Raw genomic sequence first — 19,047 nt, 5'->3', positions numbered from 1 at the left:
GGAAAGCAGCCAGAAGGTTAATGTTACCCTTCTGGTATCTTTCAAAACCATTTTGACTTTATTTTCAGACCATTTTATGGTAGAATGAAGAGTAATAATATTTATTAAAGAGGTAAAAATATGATTGAAGCAAGTAAACTAAAGGCTGGTATGACTTTTGAAACAGCTGAAGGAAAATTGATCCGCGTTTTGGAAGCTAGTCACCACAAACCAGGTAAAGGAAACACTATCATGCGTATGAAATTGCGTGATGTCCGCACTGGTTCAACTTTTGAAACAAGCTACCGCCCAGAAGAAAAATTTGAGCAAGCAATCATCGAAACAGTTCCAGCTCAATACTTGTATAAAATGGACGACACAGCTTACTTCATGAACACAGAAACTTATGACCAATACGAAATTCCTGTTGTGAATGTTGAAAACGAATTGCTTTACATCCTTGAAAACTCAGATGTAAAAATCCAATTCTACGGAACTGAAGTAATCGGTGTAACTGTACCAACTACTGTTGAATTGACAGTTGCTGAAACACAACCATCTATCAAAGGTGCTACTGTTACAGGTTCTGGTAAACCAGCAACAATGGAAACTGGTCTTGTCGTGAACGTTCCAGATTTCATCGAAGCAGGTCAAAAATTGATTATCAACACTGCAGAAGGAACTTACGTTTCTCGCGCCTAATCTCTAGAAACTAGAAAGAGGTCATTCTATGGGAATTGAAGAACAACTTGGCGAAATCGTCATCGCCCCACGTGTACTAGAAAAAATCATTGCTATTGCAACTGCGAAAGTTGAAGGCGTACACTCTTTTTCAAACAAATCAGTATCTGACACCCTTTCAAAACTTTCTCTTGGTCGTGGCGTATATCTAAAAGAAGCAAACGATGAGCTCACAGCTGATATCTACCTCTACCTAGAGTACGGTGTCAAAGTTCCTAAGGTTGCTATGGCTATCCAGAAAGCTGTTAAGGATGCTGTCCGTAACATGGCTGATGTTGAAATCTCTGCTGTCAACATTCACGTTTCAGGTATCGTTCCAGATAAAACACCAAAACCAGAATTGAAAGACTTATTCGACGAGGACTTCCTCAATGACTAGTCCATTATTAGAATCTAGACGTGAACTACGTAAGTGTGCTTTCCAAGCCTTGATGAGTCTTGAATATGGTTCAGATCTAGAAACTGCTTGTCGCTTTGCCTACACACATGATCGCGAAGATACAGACGTACAACTTCCTAACTTCCTTGTAGAGCTCGTTTCTGGTGTCCAAGCTAAGAAGGATGATCTGGACAAACAAATCACTCAACATTTGAAAACTGGTTGGACCATCGATCGTCTGACTTTGGTAGAAAAGAATTTACTACGCCTAGGAGTTTTTGAAATCACTTCATTTGATACTCCTCAGCTCGTGGCTGTTAACGAAGCTATTGAACTTGCTAAGAGCTTTTCAGATCAAAAGTCAGCCCGTTTCATCAATGGACTCCTCAGTCAATTTGTGACAGAAGAAGATTAAATAATATAGAAAAAGTGTTTGACTCCGATCAAACACTTTTTTCTTTGCCTTCCACTATCTAAAAAAGTGGTAATAGACATAATTATAAACAAATATCCAGATGGGCTTGGCATAAATGAGAAAGTTGAAAAAACTATGGCAAAGGATTGTGAGCTTTAGATTCTTTGTCCAACGGTAGATCAGGGCATAGAAGAGACCGCCTAAACTATAAAACATCAAACTGATAGGATCACGATGCGATAATACCAAGTGACTGAGCCCAAAGATAAGAGCTGATAAGATAACATCCAGATAATACTTGGAATTTGAAAAGAAGGTATTCCTCTCAGAACTATCTCCTCCAATATAGGTGCGACGACTACTATTAAACTAAAACTGAGAACAGTTGATAGAAAAGTTGGTTGCCCATTGGAGTATAAAGTCGAAAGAAGGTCTTGAAAGATATACTTGTTATCAATTAAGTGATGAAACTGTAATTGAAAAGCATCCACTAATTGACGATAAAAATAAGTAGCCACTAGACCAGCTACAAGGAAAAAGAATCTTGACTTCTTTGAACCCTTTTTTTCGAAAATATAGAGCATCTTTTTCTTTTTCAACCAGCAAACAAACATAACTAAAAGAGTTACTTCCCCAACTGCTGAAATGCTATAATAGCCATCTATCCCCCATTCTAAAAACTTAGTTAGATGCATAATCCCTAACTCTGGTAGATAAACCGATAGAAATACCAGTAAGATATAGACTCCCAAATGCCAAAGTTTTTTCATACTCATTCCTTAAAAAAATTAAAATTACCTTGATGGAGGGAAAAATTAACAACTCCCTATTCAGTTTATCAGTTATATACTGACCTAGCACAGCATAAAATCTATAAAAACTTATACTCTTCGAAAATCAAATTCAAACCACGTCAGCTTCACCTTGCCGTACTCAAGTACAGCCTTCGGCTAGCTTCCTAGTTTGCTCTTTGATTTTCATTGAGTATTAATCTATTCTCTGTAGCACTTATAGATTATCATTCCTTATTATAAAATATACATCTTTTTTAAACGCCCCTCAGTTCCATTTCCTCAACTATCAATTATTAATCCTGAAATGAATTTTTGAGAGAAACCAAAAAGCTAGAACCGTTTTTAGTTCTAGCTTTCTTTTTAATACTTTCTAAAGCGTTGATAACGTTCTTCAATGAGTTGATCTAGCGGAAGTTTACCAAGTTCATCAAGTTCTGCTTGGAGTTGTTCCTTCACTTGCTTGATTAAATCTTTGCTTGAAAGACCAACTTCAGAAATGACCTTATCTACAACTTGCATATCCAACAACTCATACGAGGTGATTTTCATCAACTCAGCTGCTTCCATGGCACGAGTTCCATCTTTCCATAAGATAGAAGCAAATCCTTCAGGACTCAGTACGGCATAGATGGAATTTTCAAGCATCCAAACACGGTCTGCTACAGCAAGGGCAAGGGCACCACCAGATCCACCTTCACCGATAATAATCGCAATGATGGGAACTTTTAAATCACTCATTTCAAAGAGGTTACGGGCAATAGCTTCACCTTGACCCCGTTCTTCTGCTCCTACACCAGGATAGGCTCCCGCAGTGTTGATAAAAGTTACAACTGGCCGGCCAAATTTTTCAGCTTGCTTCATCAAACGAAGGGCTTTGCGATAACCTTCTGGATGGGGTTGACCAAAGTTGCGGTTAAGATTATCTTGTAAACTTTTACCTTTTTGGATTCCAACTACAGTTACTGCTTGGTCTCCCAACCATCCGATACCACCAACCACAGCACCATCATCTCTGAAAGAGCGATCACCATGTAGCTCTATAAAGTCATCAAATATTCCTGTCGCAAAATCTAAGGCTGTTAGTCGAGTTTGTTCACGTGCTTCTCTAACGATTTTCGCTATATTCATCAACAATTCCCCTTATGCAACCTTACTAATCGAGCAATCATATCTGGCAATTCTCGCCGTTTTACAATTGCATCTACAAAGCCATGCTCTAGAAGAAACTCTGCCTTCTGGAAATCCTCTGGTAAGTCTTCCCTTACCGTATTTTCAATCACACGGCGTCCAGCAAAACCAACAAGACTTTGAGGTTCCGCTAAGATGATATCCCCTTCCATAGCAAAGGAAGCTGTAACACCTCCAGTTGTTGGATCCGTAAGGATTGTCAGATAAAAGAGACCTGCATTGGAATGGCGTTTAACAGCTGCAGAGATTTTAGCCATCTGCATCAAACTCATGATTCCTTCTTGCATACGGGCACCACCAGAAGCCGTAAACAAGACGACTGGCAATTTCTCATCTGTGGCAAATTCGAATAAGCGAGTAATTTTTTCACCAACAACTGTCCCCATGGATGCCATGATAAAGTTAGAATCCATGATGCCAAGGGCAACCTTCTCTCCCTTAATCAAAGCTGTTCCTGTCACAACAGCCTCATCAAGACCTGTCTTTTCACGCATCAAGGTCAACTTTTTACGATAGCCTGGAAAATTCAAAGGATCCTGAGTCTCAATCCCTTTAAACATTTCCAAAAACGTCCCCATATCAATGGTTAAAGCTAAACGCTCTTGAGCTGAAATACGGAAGGTATAGCCACAGTGAGGGCATATCCGCTCACTCCCCAAGTCCTTTTGGTAAATTGTATATTTGCAACCTGGACATTGGGAGAAGAGCTCATCTGGAACCTCTGGCTTGATCTGAGGTTGATTTACAGTCGAACGATTGGGATTGATTCGAATATATTTATCTTTTTTACTAAATAGAGCCATATATCCCCCTTTTCGGTCTCATAGTCTTTTTACATTATTCTTTTTCTTGATAGTGTGGTAAGAAAGTTTCCATCAAGAATGAAGTATCGTAGTCCCCTGCTATCACGCGACGATCTGAAATTAGATCAAGTTGAAAATCAGCATTGGTGACAACCCCTTCAATTTCGAGTTCATAAAGAGCTCGTTGCATTTTCATGAGAGCATCAAAACGATTTTCGCCATGAACAATAATTTTAGCAATCATACTATCATAGTATGGCGGAATGGTATAACCTGGATAGACTGCTGAATCCACACGCAAGCCCACACCACCACTTGGTAGATAAAGATTGGTAATCTTACCTGGACTTGGTGCAAAATTAAAGGCTGGGTTTTCTGCGTTGATACGACACTCAATAGCATGCCCTTTTAGAACAATGTCTTCTTGTTTCAAGGTCAAAGGTTGACCCGCTGCGATACGGATTTGTTCCTTGACAATATCCACACCAGAAACAAATTCTGTGACTGGATGTTCTACTTGGACACGCGTATTCATCTCCATAAAGTAGAATTTACCACTTGCTTCATCTAGTAGGAATTCAATGGTACCAGCATTCTCGTAACCAACAGATTCCGCTGCACGAACTGCCGCTGCACCAATTTCATTCCGAAGTGTTTTCCCGATAGCAATAGAAGGACTTTCTTCCAAAACCTTTTGGTTATTTCGCTGCAGCGAACAGTCACGTTCACCTAGGTGAATAACATGTCCCATTTGATCAGCAAGAATCTGTACTTCAATGTGGCGGGCAGGATAAATGACACGTTCAAGATACATGGCCCCATTGCCAAAGTTAGCCTTAGCTTCACTAGAGGCTGTTTCAAAGGCTGATACAAGATCTTCTGCCTTTTCAACCTTACGAATCCCTTTACCACCACCTCCAGCTGATGCCTTAAGCATGACTGGATAACCAATCTTTTCAGCAATAGCAAGAGCCTCTTCAGCATTATAGACTTCTCCATCTGACCCTGGAATGACGGGCACATTGGCCTTAATCATTTGAGCACGGGCGTTAATTTTATCACCCATGACATCCATGACACGAGCTGACGGGCCGATAAATTTAATACCGACTTCTTCACACATGGTTGCAAATTTAGAATTTTCACTTAAAAATCCAAATCCAGGGTGAATAGCCTCAGCTTCAGTCAAGACCGCAGCTGATAGGATGGCATTGATGTTCAGATAAGATTCTGTAGCCTTCCCAGGGCCGATACAGATAGCCTCATCAGCCAAAAGCGTGTGGAGAGCTTCCTTGTCAGCAGTCGAATAGACAGCGACTGTTGCAATTCCTAATTCTCGTGCCGCACGAATAATACGAACAGCGATTTCACCACGATTGGCAATTAAAATCTTACGAAACATGGAAAACCTCCCTAGTTTCCAATAGCAAAGGTCAGAGTACCGCTTGCTGCAAGCTTTCCATCTACTTCTGCCTTCGCTTCTACTACGGCGATTGTGCCACGACGTTTGACAAAAGTTGCTGTCATGACAAGCTGATCACCAGGAACAACTTGTTTCTTAAATTTAACTTTGTCCATACCAGCATATAAGACAAGCTTCCCTTTGTTTTCAGGTTTTGATAATTCCAAAACACCTGCTGTTTGTGCCAAAGCTTCCATGATCAAGACACCTGGCATCACAGGGTAAGCTGGAAAGTGTCCATTGAAGAAAGGTTCGTTAATCGTCACATTTTTAATAGCAACAATGGTATCTTCGCTAACTTCTAAGACACGATCCACTAAGAGCATGGGATAACGGTGTGGCAAAGCTTCTTTAATTCCTTGAATATCAATCATTTGATACGTACCAAGCCTTTCCCAAACTCAACCATTTCTTCATTTTCAACTAAAATTTCTGTTACAACACCATCTTTAGGTGCTGGAATTTCATTCATGATCTTCATGGCTTCGATGATGACCAAGGTTTGGCCTTTTTTAACAGTATCACCGACTGAAACAAAATTAGGTTTGTCTGGTCCGGCAGCCAAGTAAGCAACTCCGACAAGTGGACTTTCTACAAGGTCCCCCTCAGCTACAGATTCACTAGCACTTGATTCTGAAACTACTTCTACAGCTGGTGTAGTTTGAGCTTGAGGTGCTGGACTTGCTTCTGCAACAAGTTTCGCTTCATTCTTACTGAAGACCAACTCGTCCGTTCCATTTTTATAAGAAAATTCTTTCAAGCTTGACTGGTCAAATTGCGCCATCAAGTCTTTGATTTCATTTAAATTCATCTTTACTTATTCTCCCAACGTTTGAAAACAAGGACTGCATTATGCCCACCAAATCCAAAGGTATTTGAGATAGCATATGGAATTCCACACTCCAATCCCTGTCCATAGATAACGTTCGCTTCGATATAGTCTGATAATTCTTTCGTTCCGGCTGTCATTGGAACATAGCTATGACGAATAGCTTCAATAGTAGCAATGGCTTCAACAGCCCCTGCTGCTCCCAGCAAATGACCTGTGAAGGATTTGGTTGAAGAAACTGGAACATCCTTACCTAGAACAGATACAATGGCACCACTTTCTCCTTTTTCATTGGCAGGAGTCGAGGTTCCATGAGCATTGACATAGGCTACTTGGTCTGGAGAAATCTCAGCTTCTTCCAAGGCTAATTTGATGGCCTTAATAGCTCCTTGACCTTCTGGATGTGGTGAAGTCATATGGTAGGCGTCACAAGTATTTCCGTAACCAACAACTTCAGCTAGGATAGTTGCACCGCGTTTTTCAGCATGCTCTAAACTTTCAAGAACCAACATACCTGATCCTTCACCCATGACAAATCCATTACGGTCTTTGTCAAATGGAATAGAGGCACGACTTGGATCCTCTGTTGTTGAAAGAGCTGTCAAGGCTTGGAAACCTGCAATGGCAAATGGAGTGATAGAAGCCTCAGAACCACCAACTAGCATAACATCTTGGTAACCAAACTTGATGGAACGAAAGGCATCCCCAATTGCATCATTTGAAGAAGCACAAGCAGTATTGATAGATTTACAAACACCGTTTGCTCCAAAACGCATAGCAACATTTCCTGATGCCATGTTTGGCAAGGCTTTTGGAAGTGTCAATGGTTTTACACGTTTTGGTCCCTTATCATGAAGTCGAAGCACTTGATCTTCGATTTCCTTGATTCCACCGATACCTGAAGCAACGATGACACCAAAGCGGTCTCTATCAAGAGTCTCTACATCAAGATTAGCATTGTTCACTGCTTCTTGTGCTGCATATAGTGCATATAAAGAATAAGCATCAAAACGGTTGGTATCTTTTTTTACAAAATATTTGTCAAAAGGAAAATCCTGGATTTCTGCCGCATTATGCACCGCAAATTCACTATGATCAAACTTGGTGATTTCACCAATTCCAATCTTACCAGTTTTTAAGCTGTTCCAAAATTCTTCTGGTGTGTTGCCGATTGGAGATGTCACTCCATAACCTGTCACTACTACTCGATTCAGTTTCATTCTTCTACCTCTATTTTAACTCTTATTGCATGGTTAGTCCACCATCAATTGCAATGACTTGTCCTGTTAGATAATCTTGGCTAGCGAGAAAAGCTGTCACATCAGCAACCTGCTCTGCTTGTCCAAACTGTCTCATAGGAATTTGCGCCAGCATGGCATCTTTTACCTTTTCTGATAGAACAGCTGTCATATCGGACTCAATCATTCCAGGTGCAATAGCATTAACCCTGATATTGCGATTGGCTACTTCACGCGCCACAGACTTTGTAAAACCAATTAAACCAGCCTTAGAAGCTGCATAGTTAGCTTGACCAATATTTCCCATCAAACCAACAACACTAGACATATTAATGATAGCACCTTCTCTGGCTTTCATCATCGGTTTCAAGACTGATTGTGTCATGTTAAAGGCACCAGTCAGATTCACTTTAAGCACTTTTTCAAAATCCGCTTCTGTCATCTTGAGCATAAGGGTATCTTGGGTAATTCCTGCATTGTTAACCAACACATCTACTGAACCCAGCTCTGCAATAGCTTGATCAACCATACGTTTAGCGTCTGCAAAATCAGAAACGTCACCAGAAATAGCAAGGACCTTCACCCCGTATGGTTTAAATTCGGCAAGAAGTTCCTCGGAGATTTCACCACGACTATTCAAAACAACATTGGCTCCCAAGCTGGCAAATTTATGGGCAATGGCAAGACCAATTCCTCGACTTGAGCCTGTAATAAAGACATTTTTCTGTTCTAGTTTCATGTTTCTCCTTTCAAAACTTCTACCATTTTGGTCTAATTTTCTAAGAGTGCTTGTAAACTTGCTTGATCTTCCACATTAGCCAGTTGAGCAGTTTTATCAATCTTTTTGACAAATCCTGACAAGATCTTCCCAGGACCAATCTCGATAAAACGATTCACACCAGCTTCTTGCATGACTGCAATACTTTCATAAAAACGGACAGGCTCCTTAACTTGACGAGTCAAGAGTTCTGCAATTCGTTCTTTTTCCATAACCTTTGCTTCTGTATTACCAACAAGTGGACAAGCAAAGTCAGAAAATTCAACTTCTGTAAGGACTTGAGCTAATTTTTGACTAGCGGGTTCCAATAAAGCTGTATGGAAAGGTCCAGAAACATTGAGCGGAATCAAGCGTTTTGCTCCTGCTTCTTGCAAAAGTTCAACTGCACGATCTACTACAGCTACCTCCCCACCAATAACAATTTGACTCGGCGTATTGTAGTTGGCTGGAGTTACAACACCAAGTTGAGAAGCTTCTTGACAAGCTTTTTCGATCACTTCAACCGGTGTATTGAGGACAGCCACCATTTTTCCTGATCCCGCAGGTGCCGCTTCTTCCATAAAAGCTCCACGCTTAGCAACTAGAGCTACTGCATCTTCAAAATCCAAGGCACCACTAGCTACAAGGGCAGAATATTCTCCAAGAGACAAACCTGCCACCATATCAGGCTGGTAACCTTTCTCCTTTAGTAGTCGGTAAATAGCAACTGATGTAGCCAAAATAGCTGGTTGCGTGTAACGAGTCTGATTTAGGTTCATTTCATCATTATCAATCAAGTCACGGAGGTCATAGCCTAATACTTGGCTAGCTTGGTCGATTGTTTCCTTGACGATAGCATATTGGTCGTATAGCTCGCGACCCATTCCTAGGTACTGGGCTCCCTGACCTGCAAATAAAAAGGCTGTTTTAGTCATTTCTTGTAACTCCTGCCCAACGAGCAGCTTCTGCTTGAATCTTTTCAGCTGCACCGTAGTAAATATCTTTTAAGATTTCTTCAACAGTTTCTTCTTTAGATACCAAACCTGCAATCTGGCCGGCCATCACTGAACCGCCATCCACATCCCCATGGACAACTGCTTTAGCTAAGGCTCCTGCGCCCATCTGCTCAAAAATTTCTAAATCTGGATTTTCTTGTTTAAAGGCATCTTTTTCAGCTTGCTCGAAATCACGAGTCAATTTGTTTTTAATGGCACGAACTGCGTGTCCAAAATGTTGTGCCGAAATCGTTGTATCAATATCACGTGCTTTTAAAATTTTAGCTTTATAGTTTGGATGGGCATTTGATTCTTTAGCAACTACAAAACGAGTTCCTACTTGCACAGCCTCTGCACCAAGCATAAAGCCAGCAGCAGCTCCCTCACCGTCTGCAATACCGCCAGCAGCGATAACAGGAATAGAAACAGCAGCTGCAACTTGACGAACCAAGGTCATAGTTGTTAGTTTACCAATGTGTCCACCTGCTTCCATACCTTCTGCAATGACGGCATCCGCACCGATTTTTTCCATGCGTTTCGCCAATGCAACACTAGGAACTACTGGAATAACGGTGATTCCCGCTTCATGGAATCGCTCCATGTATTTACTTGGGTTTCCTGCGCCAGTTGTGACTACTTTAACCCCTTCTTCAATAACGAGGTCAACAATATCATCAACAAATGGAGACAGAAGCATAATGTTGACACCAAAAGGCTTGTCTGTTAAAGATCTAATCTTATCGATATTGGCCTTAACCACTTCCTTGGGAGCATTTCCTCCACCGATGATACCCAAACCACCTGCCTTTGAAACAGCACCCGCTAGGTCACCATCAGCAACCCAGGCCATTCCTCCCTGAAGGATAGGATATTTAATATTCAATAATTCTGTAATACGTGTTTTCATAGTGCCTCCATGAGTCTTGCTTAGGTAATAGTTCGACCGCATTATACTTTGACTGTCAAACTATTACCTGAACAAGAGGGAGCGGGTTTCCCTACTCCTTCTCCGTTTATTTAATACTCAATGAAAATCAAAGAGCAAACTAGGAAGCTAGCCGAAGGCTGTACTCGAGTACGGCAAGGCGAAGCTGACGTGGTTTGAATTTGATTTTTGAAGAGTATAAATTATTTTGTTTGCTCTTCAACATAAGCAACCAAGTCGCCAACTGTTTTCAAGTCATCTTCTGCTTCGATTTGGATATCAAAAGCATCTTCGATTTCAGAGATTACTTGGAACAAGTCCAATGAATCTGCATCCAAATCATCAAAAGTAGATTCAAGCGTTACTTCTGATGCGTCTTTTCCAAGTTCTTCAACGATAATTTCTTGTACTTTTTCAAATACTGCCATGATAGACTCCTTTAAAATAAATAGTTTTTATAACAATGTGTTCACCACATAATTACCTAAATTGTAACAACAAGTGTGCCCCATGTCAAACCTCCACCGAAGCCTGATAAGAGTATTTTTTGGCTACCATCCAAATGGATTAGCCCTTCTTCTACACACTCTGAAAGCAAAATCGGAATACTTGCCGCACTAGTATTTCCATACTTGGTCATATTTGCGGGAAGCTTATCACGATCTACACCGATTTTTCTAGCCATCTTATCCAAGATACGGTTATTGGCCTGATGAAGCAGGAGATAGTCTAGTTCTTCTGCAGATACAGGACTCATCTCTATGGTCTCTTTGATAGACTTAGCAACATCTCGAATTGCAAAGTCAAAAACTGCTCGTCCATCCATTTTCAAGAAAGCATCTGGCTTTTCTTGAACTGAAAATGGGGAAGTCAAGCCTGTCTGCCCATAGGTCAAGCACTCACTACGTGAACCATCGCTATTGAGACTCTCCGCTAGGAAATGTTGATTATCGCTTGCTTCTAACAAGACGCCACCAGCTCCATCTCCAAATAGGACAGCTGTTGAACGATCTGTCCAGTCCAAGGTTTTGGACATAGTTTCACTACCGATGACCAAGCCCTTGCCAAATCGTCCAGATGATATGAATTTCTCAGCAGTTGAAAGGGCAAAGGTGAAACCACTACAAGCAGCAGTTAGATCAAATGCAAAGGCCTTACGAGCACCAATACGAGCCTGTACACGTGCTGCAGTAGAAGGCATCATTGAGTCAGGTGTCATCGTAGCTAGGATGATAAAATCCAACTCTTCAGCAGAAATCCCTGACTTCTCTAGGAGTTGTTTTGCAACTGCCGTTGCCAAATCTCCTGTTGATTCTGTCTTAGAAATGCGACGTTCCTTAATTCCAGTTCGACTTGAAATCCATTCATCACTCGTATCCATAACCTGAGCCAAATCTTCATTTGTGACAATCTGCTCTGGAACATAATGAGCAACCTGGCTTATTTTCGCAAAAGCCATTATTTCAAATCCTCCAAAAATTGATAAAGATTGGTCAAACCTTTACTCATGACATCCATTTCCTCTGGGCTCATGCCTTCGATAATTCTTTCGACCATGGCCTTGTGGAAACGTTTATGGAGACGATGTACAAGTCGACCTTTCTTTGTCAAATGCAGATGTACTACACGACGATCCTGATCTGATCGCAAGCGCTCGATATAACCTTTTCGTTCCAAGTTGTTTAAGCTAGTTGTCACGGTTCCTAGAGTTACCATCAACTCTTTGGACACTTGACTTGGAGTCACATCTGGAAACTTGCCAATCACATCGATCGTGTGCATTTCCTTGATGGAGATATCCTTGAAACGACTACCTCTCAAACTCATTTCCTCAATCACAAGGACGTTATTAAAAATAGATGTTAAATAGTCATTGATCCGTTGGTAGTCCAATTTTCTTCCCTCCCTCATCAAAAAAGTTTAACTATCAAAACATTTGACAAAAAAAGTATATCAAACTTCAAAGAATTGCGCAAGTATTTTATTATTTCCCCAAAAATTTTGGACGTCTTCTTTCAGAATGTGCACGAACACCTTCTTTGAAATCCTCCGTATAAGATAGAGATTTTTGCAATTCCAATTCTAGCTGTGCGTACTCGTGCCACTGCTTAAACTCGCTCTCCCAGACTAACTTCTTAATAGCATCATAGGAGTTAGAGGAGCCTCTTCTCAACTTCTTCAACAATTGTTCTCTTGTCTTTTCCAGTTGATCACTAGCACAAAGACGATAGACTGCTCCAGCTTCAAGTGCTTTTTCTGCTGTGAAAGCTTCACCCGTCATAGCTAATTGCGTAGCCCGCGTTGCACCAAGTGATCGTGTCAGCAAGAATAAACCTCCCGCGTCTGGAGCTAAGCCCACACCTACAAAGGCCTGGATGAATTTAGCTCTGTCAGAAGCAATACAGAAATCAACTGCCAAGGCCATATTAGCCGCCGCCCCAGCAACTGCTCCATCCACTTCCATGATGACAGGCTTAGGAATTTGCTTAATTTTATAAGAAATGGCATTGACTAATTCTGCAATCTGAGCCAAGGAGGCAATATCATCCTCTTCAACAGCACGTTTCATTTCTACTAGATCGCCCCCAATAGAGAAGACTTTGCCGGCAGCATTAATGAGAACAAACGAAACCGAAGCATCTTTTTCAGCCAATTCCAATGCTTCTAGAATTTCTTGACACATAGGAATATGAAAACCATTTGCCACCTCGGGATGATTCAGAGTTATCATCGCTAAATCGTCTTGAACTTGGTAGAGAATATGATCCATAACCACTCCTTTAAATTTACAACGAAGATTAAATTATTTTATTTTCAAATTATATCTTTTTTTGATTTATTAAACAAGAGAAAAATCGACCGAAAATGTCTCGGCCGATTTTAAAAACTTAGTTTGGTCTCTAAAAATAAAGGAAAACCAGTACTTCTATCATCCATGAAATCATAAATGACTTCAAGCATCCGCCCTCCTTCTCTCTGATAGAGCTGTTCTTTGTTGAATCCTTTATGGTAGAATTCTCCTGAAACCATGTAAAAAATACGATTGGGATCTTCTAGGTAGGCAAAAAGATTCCCTGTAAAAGGAGCTTCCTTATCCCCGTCCTTGTTGACCAGACTTGCAGCTAAGAGTTTCGTGATTCCTCTAAATTGTCCACTTTCATCTGTTCGACAATAAAACTTGACTCTAGCTCCATAGTTAGGATTGACGATAAGCTTTTCAGAGAGAATTCGATAAGTCCTTGACTTACTATCTGACAAGCCGATAGATAAGATAATTTTAGCCCTCTCAACTGATATCTGACCTTCCTTAGCATACTCAATCGCTAATTCTTCTCCAGTCAAACGACCACTGGAAAGAGGATGAGAAGTTGCTCCGATACTTGTAGGAATCATCACGAAGGTAAGAAATAGTATTAAACAAAACACTCTTTTAATCATCTTTCCCAACTCCTTTCATCAGAAGAGTTTTTCCCCCTATACCTTTATTATAAGCTTTCCTGATGAGACATTCAAACAATTATATAGGACATTTTCCAGATTGAAAAAAGCCCCTCTTTCTGCTATAATCGTATAAAATACTTACTTTAGGAGTTCTTATGAAGGTTGTTAAATTTGGTGGAAGCTCGCTTGCCTCTGCTAGTCAGTTAGAAAAAGTTCTAAACATTGTAAAAAGTGACCCTGAACGTCGTTTCGTAGTTGTATCTGCTCCAGGCAAACGTGACGCCGAGGATACTAAGGTGACAGATGCCTTAATTAAATACTACCGCGACTATGTAGCTGGTAACGATATCAGTAAACGTCAAAACTGGATTATTGATCGTTATGCTGCCATGGTTAGTGAGCTAAAACTCAAACCAACAGTTCTAGAAAAAATCTCAAAAAGCATCCGTGCTCTTGCAACTCTTCCTATAGAAGAAAACGAATTTCTCTACGATACTTTCCTAGCAGCCGGTGAAAACAACAATGCCAAATTGATTGCTGCCTACTTTAACCAAAACGGTATCGATGCACGCTATGTTCACCCTAGAGAAGCTGGGATTGTGGTAACAAGTGAACCTGGCAACGCTCGCATCATTCCATCAAGTTATGACAAGATTGAAGAATTGACAAATGCAAATGAAGTCCTTGTCATTCCTGGTTTCTTTGGAGTTACCAAGGAAAATCAAATCTGTACCTTCTCACGTGGGGGTTCAGATATCACTGGTTCTATCATTGCTGCTGGTGTCAAAGCTGACCTCTATGAAAACTTTACGGATGTAGATGGAATCTTTGCAGCCCACCCTGGTATTATCCATAAACCACACTCTATCCCTGAATTGACCTACCGTGAAATGCGTGAATTAGCCTATGCTGGATTCTCTGTACTACACGATGAAGCACTTCTACCAGCCTACCGTGGGAAAATTCCTCTTGTCATTAAAAATACCAACAATCCAGACCACCCAGGTACTCGCATTGTGCTACAACATAGCAGCGACAAATTCCCAGTTGTTGGGATCGCTGGTGATTCTGGCTTTGTCAGCATTAATATGTCTAAATATCTGATGAACCGCGAAATCGGTTTTGGTCGTAAAGTTCTTCAGATCCTTGAGGACCTTAATATTGGTTGGGAACATATGCCAACTGGTATCGATGACCTGTCTATCATCTTACGTTCACGAGAATTGACTCCGATTAAGGAAGAAGAAATCCTTCGTCAATTAGTCCAAAAAGCAGAGGTAGACCACGCTGAAATCGAACACGACCTCTCTATCATTATGATTGTTGGGGAAAAAATGAAGCGTCATATCGGGGTAACTGCTACAGCCACTCGTGCCTTATCTGAGAACAACATCAACATCCAAATGATGTCACAAGGCTCTAGTGAAGTTTCTATCATGTTTGTTGTCCATAAAGATCAAGAAAAAGCCGCCCTTAAAGCTCTCTACCAAGCATTTTTCGGTGAAAATAAGGAAGACTAAGTATGGCACAATCCCTCAACAAGGTCGTCGACTTGCAAACAACTGGAACTTCCTATCTCTCCATTACAGGAAAGGTTGGAAAATTTCTGGTTGGAGATCATGCGCTAGAATTTTACGCAGACCGTAATGTCGAGGACTATATTCAAATCCCATGGTCCAGCGTTAACCAAATCGGAGCCAATGTTTCAGGCCGCAAGGTTAGTCGGCATTTTGAAGTCTTTACAGACCAAGGAAAATTCCTTTTCGCCTCAAAAGACTCTGGAAAAATTCTTAAGATTGCTCGTGAAAAATTGGGAAATGACAAGGTAGTCAAACTTCCTACCTTAGTCCAAATCATTGGTCGAAAAATTAAAAATCTATTTGCAAAAAAATAGAAAGTTTAGTATAATCATAGAAACGGATAAGTAGGTTACTTCCTTCTTTCAGAAAGTCTGCGGGTGCTGCGAGCAGATAGAAGATTTAATTGAAATTCTACCGTTGTTTTAAATCAAATACAGAATCAAGTGCACACCTGTGAAGTTGGATGGAACCGTGGCCCTGCCACTCCAACGCTTTGTCAGGTGTGCTTTTTTCATAAAGGAGTTTATATGTTAGATATCAAACGTATTCGTACAGACTTTGATGCTGTCGCAGAAAAACTAGCTACACGTGGTGTAGATGCTGCTATCTTGAACGAGATGAAAGAAATCGATGCCAAACGACGTGACATCTTGGTTAAGGTTGAAACCCTCAAGGCTGAACGTAACACAGTTTCTGCTGAGATTGCCCAAGCTAAACGTAACAAGGAAAATGCAGACGACAAGATTGCAGCTATGCAAACCCTATCTGCTGAGGTCAAAGCTCTTGATGCTGAATTGGCAGAAATTGATGCTAAATTGACAGAATTTACCACAACTCTTCCAAACATCCCAGCTGATAGCGTGCCTATCGGTGCAGACGAAGATGATAACGTAGAAGTTCGCCGTTGGGGAACTCCTCGCGAGTTCGACTTTGAACCAAAAGCTCACTGGGATCTAGGTGAAGACCTTGGTATTCTTGACTGGGAACGCGGCGGTAAGGTAACAGGGGCTCGCTTCCTCTTCTATAAAGGACTTGGAGCTCGTTTGGAACGTGCTATCTACAACTTCATGTTGGATGAGCATGGAAAAGAAGGTTACACTGAAGTCATCACACCTTATATGGTTAACCATGATTCTATGTTCGGTACTGGTCAATATCCAAAATTCAAAGAAGATACATTTGAATTGAAAGATACGAACTATGTCCTCATTCCTACAGCTGAAGTTCCTCTGACCAACTACTACCGTGATGAAATTCTTGATGGAAAAGACTTACCAATCTACTTTACTGCTATGAGTCCATCATTCCGTTCTGAAGCTGGTTCAGCTGGTCGCGATACTCGCGGTTTGATTCGTTTACACCAATTCCACAAGGTTGAAATGGTGAAATTTGCCAAACCTGAAGAGTCATACGAAGAACTAGAAAAGATGACAGCCAACGCTGAAAACATCCTTCAAAAACTCAACCTTCCATACCGTGTGGTTGCTCTCTCTACTGGAGATATGGGCTTCTCTGCTGCTAAGACTTATGACTTGGAAGTATGGATTCCTGCGCAAAATACTTATCGTGAAATCTCAAGCTGTTCAAATACAGAAGATTTCCAAGCTCGTCGTGCCCAAATCCGTTACCGTGATGAAGCCGATGGTAAGGTTAAACTTCTTCATACTTTGAATGGTTCTGGACTTGCTGTCGGACGTACAGTCGCTGCTATCCTTGAAAACTATCAAAACGAAGATGGTTCTGTGACCATTCCAGAAGTTCTTCGTCCATACATGGGTGGAGCTGAAGTTATCAAACCATAATTAAATAGATGTAAAAAGAGGAGGCTGAGCTTCCTCTTTTTGAGTAATTCAAAAGAAACAGGTAGAAATCTTTCATTCTACCTGTTTTTATTTATTTCTTAGTATCCACCCATCATTGATGGATCCATAGCTGGCGCTGGTGCAGCTGGTTCTGGTTTGTTAGCTACGACTGCTTCTGTTGTTAGAATCAAGCTTGCTACTGAAGCTGCATTCTGAAGGGCTGAACGGCTAACCTTAACAGGATCGATAATTCCTGCTTCAATCATGTTGACCCATTCACCTGTTGCAGCATTGAAGCCTGTTCCAAGCTCTGCATTTTTCAAACGATCAATAACAATTGAACCTTCATAACCTGCATTGTAAGCGATTTGACGTACAGGTTCTTCCAAGGCACGAAGAACAATGTTGCGTCCTGTTGCTTCATCACCTTCTAACTCCAAGGCCACAACAGCAGAGATAACATTGACAAGGGCAGTACCACCACCTGCAACGATACCTTCCTCAACAGCTGCGCGAGTCGCATTGAGGGCATCTTCGATACGGAGTTTCATTTCTTTCAACTCAGTTTCAGTTGCTGCACCAACCTTGATAACTGCTACCCCACCTGACAATTTAGCCAAGCGTTCTTGGAGTTTTTCACGGTCAAATTCTGATGTTGTTGTTTCAATTTGAGACTTGATGACAGCGACACGGTTAGCAATTGCTTCAGGATTACCTGCACCTTCTACAATGACTGTACTATCTTTATCAACAGACACTTTAGCTGCTTGACCAAGCGCTTCGATAGTAGCATCTTTCAATTCAAGACCAAGATCTTCTGTGATAACAGTTCCGCCTGTCAAAATTGCGATGTCTTCCAACATAGCCTTGCGTCGGTCACCAAATCCTGGTGCCTTAACAGCAACTACGTTGAAGGTTCCACGGATCTTGTTCAAAACAAGAGTTGGAAGAGCTTCACCGTCAACATCGTCTGCAATGATCAAGAGGGGACGACTGCTTTGAAGAATGCTTTCTAGAAGTGGCAAGATTTCTTGGATATTTGAAATCTTTTTATCTGTAATCAAAATGTATGGATTTTCAAGATCTGCAACCATTTTTTCATTGTCAGTGACCATGTACTGTGATAGATAACCACGGTCAAATTGCATTCCTTCTACAACTTCAAGCTCTGTTTCCATTCCACGTGATTCTTCAATAGTGATAACTCCATCTTTACCAACTTTTTCCATGGCTTCAGAGATGTATTCACCAACTTTTTCAGAGCGAGAGGATACGGCAGCTACTTGGGCGATTGCTTCTTTATTAGCAACTGGAATAGCATTGTTCTTCAAGGCTTCTACTGCTGCAGCAACCGCTGCTTCAATTCCACGACGGATACCGATTGGGTTTGCGCCAGCCGTAACGTTTTTGATTCCTTCACGAACAATAGCTTGGGTCAAAACTGTTGCAGTAGTTGTCCCGTCACCAGCGATATCATTGGTTTTAGAAGCCACTTCTGACACCAATTTGGCACCCATATTTTCAAAATGGTCTTCTAGTTCGATTTCTTTAGCGATTGTTACACCATCATTGGTAATCAATGGTGAACCGAATGATTTTTCAAGAACTACGTTACGTCCTTTAGGCCCCAAGGTTACTTTAACTGTATCAGCTAGGATATCAACACCACGGACCATAGCTGAGCGCGCATCAGATGAAAATTTAATCTCTTTTGACATA

At 41.1% G+C, this 19,047-nt stretch carries 21 protein-coding genes and 1 pseudogene; 6 read left to right on the top strand and 16 right to left on the bottom strand.

All coding sequences use genetic code 11. The features are described from left to right. Positions 1-120 precede the first annotated feature (120 nt). From efp to nusB, 3 genes are read left to right on the top strand one after another with little or no spacing between them, the layout of a single operon-like run. Entirely contained in the window at positions 121-681 is a 561-nt protein-coding gene (efp, locus tag RRU92_RS04945) for an elongation factor P (protein ID WP_000568646.1), read from the top strand. Between the two features lie 28 nt (positions 682-709). Beyond that, positions 710-1,099 carry an Asp23/Gls24 family envelope stress response protein gene (locus RRU92_RS04940; protein WP_000510582.1) on the top strand — a complete coding sequence of 130 codons (390 nt, stop codon included), beginning with the start codon at positions 710-712 and terminating at the stop codon, positions 1,097-1,099. Then, positions 1,092-1,514, top strand: a complete 423-nt coding sequence (nusB, locus tag RRU92_RS04935) for a transcription antitermination factor NusB (RefSeq protein ID WP_000203647.1) — start codon at positions 1,092-1,094, stop codon at positions 1,512-1,514. Before RRU92_RS04940 ends, nusB begins: the two co-directional genes overlap by 8 nt. Before the next feature lie 54 nt (positions 1,515-1,568). Here nusB and RRU92_RS04930 read toward each other — a convergent pair. From RRU92_RS04930 to RRU92_RS04860, 15 genes and pseudogenes are all read right to left on the bottom strand, one after another. Next, positions 1,569-2,284 (bottom strand): annotated as a pseudogene (locus RRU92_RS04930) (CPBP family intramembrane glutamic endopeptidase). 384 nt (positions 2,285-2,668) lie between these two features. Next, complete coding sequence (locus RRU92_RS04925) at positions 2,669-3,436, bottom strand: acetyl-CoA carboxylase carboxyl transferase subunit alpha (protein WP_153225077.1); 768 nt, start codon at positions 3,434-3,436, stop codon at positions 2,669-2,671. After that, a complete protein-coding gene (accD, locus tag RRU92_RS04920; RefSeq protein WP_153225078.1) occupies positions 3,436-4,299 on the bottom strand; it encodes an acetyl-CoA carboxylase, carboxyltransferase subunit beta in 864 nt (287 codons plus the stop codon). The genes RRU92_RS04925 and accD overlap by 1 nt, the downstream gene beginning before the upstream one ends. A 34-nt stretch (positions 4,300-4,333) precedes the next feature. Continuing rightward, positions 4,334-5,701 carry an acetyl-CoA carboxylase biotin carboxylase subunit gene (gene accC, locus RRU92_RS04915; RefSeq protein WP_315640838.1) on the bottom strand — a complete coding sequence of 456 codons (1,368 nt, stop codon included), beginning with the start codon at positions 5,699-5,701 and terminating at the stop codon, positions 4,334-4,336. A gap of 11 nt (positions 5,702-5,712) precedes the next feature. Beyond that, positions 5,713-6,135 (bottom strand): 3-hydroxyacyl-ACP dehydratase FabZ, encoded by a 423-nt coding sequence (gene fabZ, locus RRU92_RS04910; protein ID WP_315640837.1) that lies wholly within the window; start codon positions 6,133-6,135, stop codon positions 5,713-5,715. Beyond that, positions 6,132-6,572 carry an acetyl-CoA carboxylase biotin carboxyl carrier protein gene (gene accB / locus RRU92_RS04905; RefSeq protein ID WP_315640836.1) on the bottom strand — a complete coding sequence of 147 codons (441 nt, stop codon included), beginning with the start codon at positions 6,570-6,572 and terminating at the stop codon, positions 6,132-6,134. Before accB ends, fabZ begins: the two co-directional genes overlap by 4 nt. A 2-nt stretch (positions 6,573-6,574) precedes the next feature. After that, on the bottom strand, positions 6,575-7,810 hold the full coding sequence (gene fabF, locus RRU92_RS04900) for a beta-ketoacyl-ACP synthase II (protein WP_315640835.1): 1,236 nt from the start codon (positions 7,808-7,810) through the stop codon (positions 6,575-6,577). A gap of 22 nt (positions 7,811-7,832) precedes the next feature. Then, positions 7,833-8,567, bottom strand: a complete 735-nt coding sequence (gene fabG / locus RRU92_RS04895) for a 3-oxoacyl-[acyl-carrier-protein] reductase (protein WP_315640834.1) — start codon at positions 8,565-8,567, stop codon at positions 7,833-7,835. A 32-nt stretch (positions 8,568-8,599) separates the two neighbouring features. Next, positions 8,600-9,520 carry an ACP S-malonyltransferase gene (gene fabD / locus RRU92_RS04890; RefSeq protein WP_315640833.1) on the bottom strand — a complete coding sequence of 307 codons (921 nt, stop codon included), beginning with the start codon at positions 9,518-9,520 and terminating at the stop codon, positions 8,600-8,602. Further along, complete coding sequence (gene fabK / locus RRU92_RS04885; RefSeq protein ID WP_315640832.1) at positions 9,513-10,487, bottom strand: enoyl-[acyl-carrier-protein] reductase FabK; 975 nt, start codon at positions 10,485-10,487, stop codon at positions 9,513-9,515. Before fabK ends, fabD begins: the two co-directional genes overlap by 8 nt. A 221-nt stretch (positions 10,488-10,708) precedes the next feature. Beyond that, the gene (locus RRU92_RS04880; RefSeq protein ID WP_000257838.1) at positions 10,709-10,933 is read right to left on the bottom strand and encodes an acyl carrier protein; all 225 of its coding nucleotides are present in this window, start codon (positions 10,931-10,933) and stop codon (positions 10,709-10,711) included. A gap of 56 nt (positions 10,934-10,989) precedes the next feature. Next, on the bottom strand, positions 10,990-11,964 hold the full coding sequence (locus RRU92_RS04875) for a beta-ketoacyl-ACP synthase III (protein WP_315640831.1): 975 nt from the start codon (positions 11,962-11,964) through the stop codon (positions 10,990-10,992). Continuing rightward, on the bottom strand, positions 11,964-12,398 hold the full coding sequence (locus tag RRU92_RS04870; protein ID WP_315640830.1) for a MarR family transcriptional regulator: 435 nt from the start codon (positions 12,396-12,398) through the stop codon (positions 11,964-11,966). Before RRU92_RS04870 ends, RRU92_RS04875 begins: the two co-directional genes overlap by 1 nt. Positions 12,399-12,489: 91 nt before the next feature. Further along, positions 12,490-13,275: an enoyl-CoA hydratase gene (locus tag RRU92_RS04865; RefSeq protein ID WP_315640829.1), complete on the bottom strand. Its 786-nt coding sequence runs from the start codon at positions 13,273-13,275 to the stop codon at positions 12,490-12,492. 110 nt (positions 13,276-13,385) lie between these two features. Beyond that, positions 13,386-13,943, bottom strand: a complete 558-nt coding sequence (locus tag RRU92_RS04860) for a hypothetical protein (RefSeq protein WP_315640828.1) — start codon at positions 13,941-13,943, stop codon at positions 13,386-13,388. A gap of 158 nt (positions 13,944-14,101) precedes the next feature. Between RRU92_RS04860 and RRU92_RS04855 the strand changes: the two genes are divergently transcribed. The 3 genes from RRU92_RS04855 (at position 14,102) to serS (ending at position 17,328) form a co-directional block, all read left to right on the top strand. Continuing rightward, positions 14,102-15,466, top strand: a complete 1,365-nt coding sequence (locus RRU92_RS04855) for an aspartate kinase (RefSeq protein WP_315640827.1) — start codon at positions 14,102-14,104, stop codon at positions 15,464-15,466. A gap of 2 nt (positions 15,467-15,468) precedes the next feature. Further along, the gene (locus RRU92_RS04850; protein WP_070460172.1) at positions 15,469-15,840 is read left to right on the top strand and encodes a DUF956 family protein; all 372 of its coding nucleotides are present in this window, start codon (positions 15,469-15,471) and stop codon (positions 15,838-15,840) included. 213 nt (positions 15,841-16,053) lie between these two features. Beyond that, on the top strand, positions 16,054-17,328 hold the full coding sequence (serS, locus tag RRU92_RS04845) for a serine--tRNA ligase (protein WP_000884217.1): 1,275 nt from the start codon (positions 16,054-16,056) through the stop codon (positions 17,326-17,328). 98 nt (positions 17,329-17,426) lie between these two features. Here serS and groL read toward each other — a convergent pair whose 3' ends face one another. Then, positions 17,427-19,046, bottom strand: coding sequence for a chaperonin GroEL (gene groL, locus RRU92_RS04840; RefSeq protein WP_315640824.1), 1,620 nt, complete (start codon positions 19,044-19,046; stop codon positions 17,427-17,429). Position 19,047: the final 1 nt, after the last annotated feature.

Source organism: Streptococcus sp. DTU_2020_1001019_1_SI_AUS_MUR_006, assembly GCF_032340315.1.
Classification (GTDB): Bacteria; Bacillota; Bacilli; order Lactobacillales; family Streptococcaceae; genus Streptococcus.
Note: the sequence above shows the minus strand (reverse complement) of the source record. Positions and strands in the feature narration are given on the sequence as shown.